Source organism: Syntrophorhabdaceae bacterium, from assembly GCA_028698615.1.
In the GTDB taxonomy this organism is placed as follows: domain Bacteria; phylum Desulfobacterota; class Syntrophorhabdia; order Syntrophorhabdales; family Syntrophorhabdaceae; genus Delta-02.
On record JAQVWF010000010.1, the window covers coordinates 22,170 to 29,858 of the forward strand.

General features: G+C 59.8%; 2 protein-coding genes. Both read left to right on the forward strand.

Translation table 11 applies throughout. From position 1 onward, the window contains the following. The first annotated feature begins 147 nt into the window (after nucleotides 1-147). Nucleotides 148-5,937, forward strand: a complete 5,790-nt coding sequence (locus PHC90_05620; protein MDD3845823.1) for an MG2 domain-containing protein — start codon at nucleotides 148-150, stop codon at nucleotides 5,935-5,937. 4 nt (nucleotides 5,938-5,941) lie between these two features. Next, on the forward strand, nucleotides 5,942-7,689 hold a 1,748-nt coding region (gene pbpC / locus PHC90_05625; GenBank protein MDD3845824.1), incomplete at its 3' end, for a penicillin-binding protein 1C.

Genomic DNA, 7,689 nt, shown 5'->3' on the forward strand with positions numbered 1-7,689 from the left:
CCCCCCAGCCCGCAAATGCGGCGGTTTCTTGCTTGAAAAGGTTCTTTCTTTCTTATAGTATTGATGAACAGGACAGGCTCCGGGATCCGGGCTGCAGGTTGCGCGGGATCTCGGTTTCACTTTTACGAGCATGCAGGAGGAAGGGGTATGATGAGGAAGATCTTTTTTGCCATCTTCGTGATGGTCATATGGTCAGGCATTGGCGGTCATGCCGGCGGTGCATCGGTGGAGATGTTCTCGCCGGAAGGCACGGTGAAGGATGTCCGCCAGGTAACGGCCCGGTTCACCGACCAGATGGCGGCATTCGGCGATCCTCGTCTCGTGGACCCTTTCACCGTGCAATGCGCACAGAAGGGACAGGGGCGTTGGATAGACGGAAAGAACTGGTCTTACGATTTTGCCGGGGCACTCCCTGCCGGGGTTGCCTGTACCTTCACCCTGAAGCAGAACCTCAAGACCCTCTCGGGGACGCCGGTTGCAGGCCGGAAGACCTTTACATTCGATACGGGGGGTCCCTCGGTCCGCGAATCGGACCCCTGGGCCGAGGGCAATGAGATAGAAGAGAGACAGACGTTCCTCTTCCGGCTCGACGCACCGGCCACGGAGGCGTCGGTAGCGAAGAATGTCTCCTGCTCCATCGAGCGTATCCGCGAGCGCGTCGGTATTCGGCTTATAACCGGCGAGGAGCGTAGACGATTACTTCGCGATATGGGTGTTCCAAAGAAGGCCGAGAATCACGCCGTGCTGTTCCAATGCAGGCAGGCCTTCCCCCCCAAGGCCCTTGTTAAGATCATATGGGGCAGGGGGGTGAGGTCGAAGAGCGGCGTGGCGACTGTGAAGGACCAGGTGCTCTCCTACCGGGCGCGCGGGCCTTTCACCGCAAGGTTCCGCTGCATGAAGGAGAAGCCTCGCGGCGGGTGCATACCGTTGTCACCGATGCGGCTCATCTTCTCGGCCCCCATATCGAAAAAGGATGCAGCGAAGGTCACCATGGCGACACAAAAGAACTCGACAAAGGCGATGGCATGGAAGCCGGGGATAGACAACGAGGGTGACAGCGACACCACATACCTGATCTTCCGCGGGCCTTTTCCCGAGAAGAGTCTCCTGAATATTCACCTGCCGGAAGGTCTCAAGGACGTTTCAGGACGCTCCCTTTCAAATGCCAGCAAGTTTCCCCTTCCCGTTAAGACTGATACTTACCCCGCCCTGGCCAAGTTCCCCGACAGGTTTGGCGTCATCGAGTCGAAGAAGGAAGCCTTTTTGCCCGTCACAGTGCGCAATATAGAGGCGGAGGTCAAGACCTGGCTTTTGAGAGGAGATGAAGAGAGGGTTTTGGGGCCCGCCGCCCCGCAGGGCCGTGTCCAGGGAGACGAGGCGAAACCCGCCGTCGGGGGAATGAAGGGCAGTATTCGCAGGACAACCGACGACGACGCATCGATCATAGCATGGCTCTATAAGCTCGACAGTTCACCGCGGGAGAGATCGGTCCTGAAGGGGGACCCGAACAGCAGGGCGATATCGATACCCAGGCCGGGAGGAACACAGGAATTCGAGGTTATAGGCATACCCCTTCGCGAGCCCGGTTTCTATGTTGTCGAGATAGAGAGTCTCATGCTGGGGCAAAGGCTTCTCGATAAACCGGGACCCCTTTACGTGCCTACCTCTGCCCTGGTCACGAACATGGCGGCGCATCTCAAATGGGGCAGGGAGTCGTCCCTCGTTTTCGTAACCGCCCTCGACAGCGGTGATCCGGTTGCCAATGCGTCCGTTACGCTCAGGGACTGCAGGGGCGGCCTCGTCTGGCAGGGCACCGCCGATGCGAATGGTATCGCCAGGATCGCGAAGCGCCTTCCCGACCAGGCCAGTCTGCCTCAATGCCGCCGCGGCAAGGAGGAGAAAGGCCTTTACTATGAATATTCACGGGTCCTGTCGGGCATCACGGGAGGTCTCTTTGTGTTTGCCCGCAGCGGCAGGGACATGACCTTTACTCATTCCAGCTGGGATGACGGCATAGAATCCTGGCGCTTCAATCTTCCCGAAAGGTATGGCAGCCGCAAAGAACCCATAATTGCGCACACGGTTTTCGACAGGACGCTCCTTAGAGCGGGTGAGACGGTCCATATGAAGCATTTTGTCCGGCAGCGCACCATGGAGGGTCTTTTTGTGCCTTCCAGCCTTAGGAATATCAACGAGGCGGTCGTCGTCCATGTCGGGAGCAACGAGAAATACACCATCGGGCTCACATGGAAGGGCAACGGCACCGCCGAAAACACATGGAAGATACCCGTCGCGGCGAAGCTGGGAGCCTATGAGGTTTATCTGAGAAACGCACCGGCCCCGGGCAAGAGGGAGCAAATGGGAGAACTCTCGGGTTCCTTCAGGGTTGAGCAGTTCCGGGTCCCCCTCATGCGTGGTTTCATCCGGGGCCCGAAGGAGCCTGCTATCAACGCCGACTCCATTGATGTCGATGTCGATCTCAGATATCTTTCCGGCGGGGCGGCGGCGGACCATCCCATCCGGATCCGTTCCGAAATGGAACAGAAATGGATCTCCTTTGATGACTATGAGGATCTTACCTTCTCCCTGGGCCGGGTCAGGACGGGTATGGAAAAGTTTAATGAGACCGCTGACCGGTTTTTCGAGGATGAGGCTCCCGAGGGCGAAGAGACAGCGGAGGGTTCTGACCGCCGGGTAAGGATGGACAGGTTCGGACGCCCCCGGGTACGGCTCAAAACGATTGAATTGAACCTCGACAGGAACGGGACCGCACGGTCAACGCTCAAGGACCTTCCCCGGACAGACGTGCCGAGGGAGATCCTGAGCGAACTCGAATTCAGAGACCCCAACGGGGAGGTCCAGACGGCGTCGACGAGGATACCCCTGTATCCGTCAGCGCTTCATACGGGAATAGCCGCCCGCGGGGAGAATGTGGACAATACCCTGAAGTACCAGGTGGTCGTTCTTGATCTCAAGGGGAATCCGCAGCCGGACTGTGCGGTCAAGGCGAAGGTCTTCAAACGGTCCACGTATTCCCACAGGCGCAGGATAACGGGCGGTTTCTATGCCTTCGAGCACGCTACGGAAACGAAAGAGATCGGGGAGCACTGCTCGGGGAGGACCGATGCGAATGGCATTCTCCGCTGCGAAGGAAAGACACCCGCGACGGGAAGGATAGTGATCGAGGCGCAGACGAAGGACTCCCGGGGGAATGTTTCCTCGACGAACCGGGAGGTGACCGTATATGGCAAGGACGACGCATGGCACGAGGCCCGCAATGACGACCGCATCGAACTCATCCCCCGCCGCCGCCTTGTCGACCCCGGCGAAACGATGAGCTTTGAGGTACGGATGCCCTTCCGGACGGCGACGGCCCTTGTTACCGTGGAACGCGAAGGGGTGATGGATGCATACATAAAGAAGGTTTCCCGGGAGAACCCGGTCATAGATATTCCCGTAAAGTCCAATTACGTGCCCAACGTTTTTGTCTCGGCGCTCGTGGTCAGGGGACGGCTGGCGGGTACACAGCCGACGGCTCTCTTCGATCCCGGAAAACCGGCATACAGGCTGGGCATAGCCGAGGTGAGGGTGGGCTGGAAGCCCCATGTTCTCAAGGTGAAGGTCGAAACAGACAGGAAGACGTATGCAGTCAGACAGCCCGTCAAGGCCCATATTGCGGTGAGGGCGCCTGACGGTTCGGCACCGCCGAGCGGCTCAGAGGTTGCCGTGGCCGTGGTTGATGAAGGACTCCTTGAACTCAAGCCGAACCTGAGCTGGGGGCTCCTCGAGGCGATGATGCGCCGGAAGGACTACGAAGTATCGACCGCCACATCACAGATGATGGTCGTGGGCAAGCGCCATTTCGGTCGCAAGGCGCTTCCTCACGGGGGAGGCGGAGGGAAGCAGCTGACGCGGGAACTCTTTGATACCCTTGTTTACTGGAGGAGCGCGGTGCCCCTCGACGGCGACGGGGAAGCGGATGTTACCTTTGATCTCAATGATTCCCTTACATCCTTCAGGGTCGTGGCCATAGCCAGTTCGGGGAGCGATCTCTTCGGCACCGGAGCGGGAACGATCAGAACTACCCAGGACCTCATGTTGCTTTCGGGCCTGCCAGGTCTCGTCCGGGAAGGCGACCGTTTCACCGCGGGATTCACGGTGCGCAATGCATCGGCCCGGCAAATGGACGTGGCGGTGAGTTTGAAACTGAACGATGGCAAATCCCAGCGGTCGCTTCCGCCCCTTTCGGTGGCCATACCGGCCGGAGGGGCCCGGGAGGCGAACTGGCAGATAACCGTGCCCAACGGTGTCGTGAGGCTCGACTACGAGGTATCGGCAAAGGAGCCTTCAGGACCGGCGCAGGATACGCTCAAAGCGACCCAGAAGGTCGTGCCGGCGGTGAGCCTCAGGGTGTTCCAGGGCACCCTGGCACAGGTGAAAGACACCCTTAAAATGGATGTGGAGCACCCCGTGGATGCACAGCCGGGTCGCGGGGGTGTAGCCGTTGCCCTTAGGGCGCGGCTTTCCGAGGGACTCGACGGCGTGGTGGATCATATGCGCCGCTATCCCTACACCTGTCTTGAACAGAAGGCATCGAAGGCGGTCGCCCTCGGCGACCGTGAGATGTGGAAGGATATCATGGGCCAGTTTCCGGCTTATCTTGACAGCGATGGCCTGGCGAAATACTTCCCTCTCATGATGCGCGGCAGCGACGTTCTGACGTCCTATCTGCTCTCCATAAGCAGCGAGTCCGGGTACGAGATACCCCAGAATGTTCGCACAAAGATGATCCGGGGCCTCAGGGGTTTTGTGGAGGGGAAGGTCCTCAGACACTCCTCGCTGCAGACGGCGGACCTCTCCATCAGGAAGGTCGCCGCAATCGCCGCCCTCGCGAGGTATGGCGAGGCGAATGCCCAGTTTCTGACAACGATGGATATCGAACCGAACCTGTGGCCGACCTCGGCCGTTCTGGACTGGATCGATGTGCTGCGCCGTATGGCGGGTATTCCGGACAGGGATAAGAAACTCGAGATGGCTGTACGGATATTGAGGGGGCGCCTTAACCTTCAGGGCACGACCATGGGTATTTCAACGGACAGGTCGGATCAGCTCTGGTGGCTCATGGTATCGACGGACCTGAACTGTGCCCGAACCCTCATAGCATCGATGGAGTTTGCCGCCTGGCGCGAGGATGTGCCGCGCATTGCCCGGGGATTGGTGTCAAGAATGAAGAGGGGCCGCTGGGACACAACGTCGGCAAACGCCTGGGGTGTTCTGGCGATGGAGAGGTTTTCGCGAAAGTACGAGTCCACGCCCGTGAAGGGTGTGTCTTCCGTGGCACTTGGCCAGAAACAGGACGCCGTGAGGTGGGCCGATAATGCAAAGGGAGGCAGCGTTATCCTGCCCTGGCCCGAAAGGAAGAGTGTTCTCAGGATCGACCACAGGGGAGAGGGAAGGCCATGGGCAAGTGTACAGAGCATAGCTGCCGTCCCCCTGAAAGCACCCCTGGCCTCGGGCTACACCATCAAGAAGACGATCACCGCCGTGGAGCGCAAGGTACCGGGCACATGGACGCGCGGTGACGTAATGCGTGTACGGTTGGAGATCGATGCCCGCTCTGACATGACCTGGGTGGTTGTGAGCGATCCCATCCCGTCGGGCTCGGCGATCCTGGGAAGCGGGCTCGGGCAGGGCTCGGCCCTCCTCTCCAGACAGGGACTTAAGCGGGGGTGGGCGTGGGAGGCATACCGTGAAAGGTCGTTCGAGGCCCTGAGGGTGTACTATGAGTTTGTCCCCCAGGGGAAGTGGACCGTGGAATACAGCGTGAGGCTCAATAATGATGGCATGTTCCACATGCCCGAAACCCGCGTGGAAGCTCTCTATGCACCGGAGATGTTCGGCGAGATACCGAACCGGCCCGTAGAGGTAAGGAAATGAGAAAATGCCTTCGAAACATCTGAGAGGCGCATGGGGGATATGCGGCATCGCGGCGCTTGTTCTCCTGTGCCTTGCCCTGGCGGGTCTCTTCACCTCGGTCCACTCGGTCCGGGACACCCATGTCCGGTCCTTTGAGGACGTAAAGGCCGCATACCATGTTTCCGATGCCGTCCTTCTCGACCGCCATAAGGAACCTATCCATACGCTGAGGACGGACGCGAGCGGCAGACGGCTTGAATGGACGCGCCTTGCCGACGTTTCGCCATCGTTTCTGGAAACTGTCATCCTTGCCGAGGACCACCGTTTCTTCAGCCATCGGGGTGTCGACCCCGGGGCATTCGTGTCGGCATTGGCGCACAGCGCGACGAGCGGAAGGCTGCGGGGAGCCAGTACCATCTCCATGCAGGTCGCCTCGATCATGGACAGTGATCTGAGACCAAGACGGGCGCGAAGGGACCTTGGCCAGAAGTGGCGGCAGGTCACTGCCGCGCTGGCTCTGGAGCGGCAGTGGAAGAAAGAGGAGATACTCGAGGCCTACATCAACCTTATATACTATCGCGGAGAACTGCAGGGTGTCAGGGCAGCGTCGAAGGGCCTCTTCGGAAAGGAACCGTCGGGTCTTACCCAGGTCGAATCCGCTATCCTGGCCTCTCTCATCACATCACCCAATGCGTCGCGGGAAAGAGTGGCGATGAGGTCATGGCGCCTGGCGCAGAGGGCCGGGATGAAGGTGACCCACGACGAGGTGGAGAGGAAGACGGGCGAAGCGCTGACGCTGGCCTACCACATTGCTTTCGATGTCTCGCTGGCGCCGCATGTGGCGCGCATGTTACTTTCGGCGGGACGCGACAGGGAGGTCACGACCCTCGACGGGCGGCTCCAGAGGTTTGCCTTCGATGCGTTGCGGAACAATCTTGCCGCCCTGCGGGGGAAGAACGTCGCCGATGGTGCCATCATGGTCGCCGACAATGCGACGGGCGAGATCCTTGCCTACGTTGGCAACAGCGGGTACACCTCGAGCGCGGTCTGGGTGGACGGTATTCGCGCGCGAAGACAGGCGGGTTCAACTCTGAAGCCCTTTCTCTATGGACTCGTCATTGAAAAAGGTTATCTTACCGCATCATCCCTTCTCGAAGATACGCCCTTTTCCATAATGACGCCCACCGGGCTCTATGTCCCGCAGAACTACGACAACCAGTTCCGGGGTGGCGTGAGTGTGAGGACGGCACTGGCCTCGTCTCTCAATGTCCCGGCTGTGAGGACGCTCCTCGTGGCAGGTCTCGCGCCCTTTGTGGAGAGGCTCAGGGAACTGGGGTTCGCGAGTATCACCGAGGAGCCGGAATTCTACGGATTCTCCCTTGCACTGGGGTCTGCGGACGTGGAGCTGTACGAACTCGTGGGGGCTTACCTTACCCTGGCTCGAGGCGGACGTCGGGGTTTGATGAGATTGACTTTCGGTGGTCCCTCGCCAGCCGGGGTCCGCGTCATGGACGAAAGGGCCTCCTTCATCATCTCGCAGATACTTTCCGACAGGGAGTCGCGCGCCGTCACCTTCGGTCTCGAAAACCCTCTTGCCACTCGTTTCTGGACGGCGGTGAAGACGGGCACCAGCAAGGACATGCGCGACAACTGGTGCATCGGTTTTTCCCGCCGCTACACCGTCGGGGTATGGGTCGGCAACTTTTCGGGAGAGCCCATGCGCAATGTCAGCGGCATGAGCGGTGCGGCACCGATATGGCTCGAGGTGATGAA

Excerpts from the sequence above, each read along its gene's own strand:
- PHC90_05620 (MDD3845823.1), top strand. The coding sequence starts at position 148 with ATGATGAGGAAGATCTTTTTTGCCATCTTCGTGATGGTCATATGGTCA.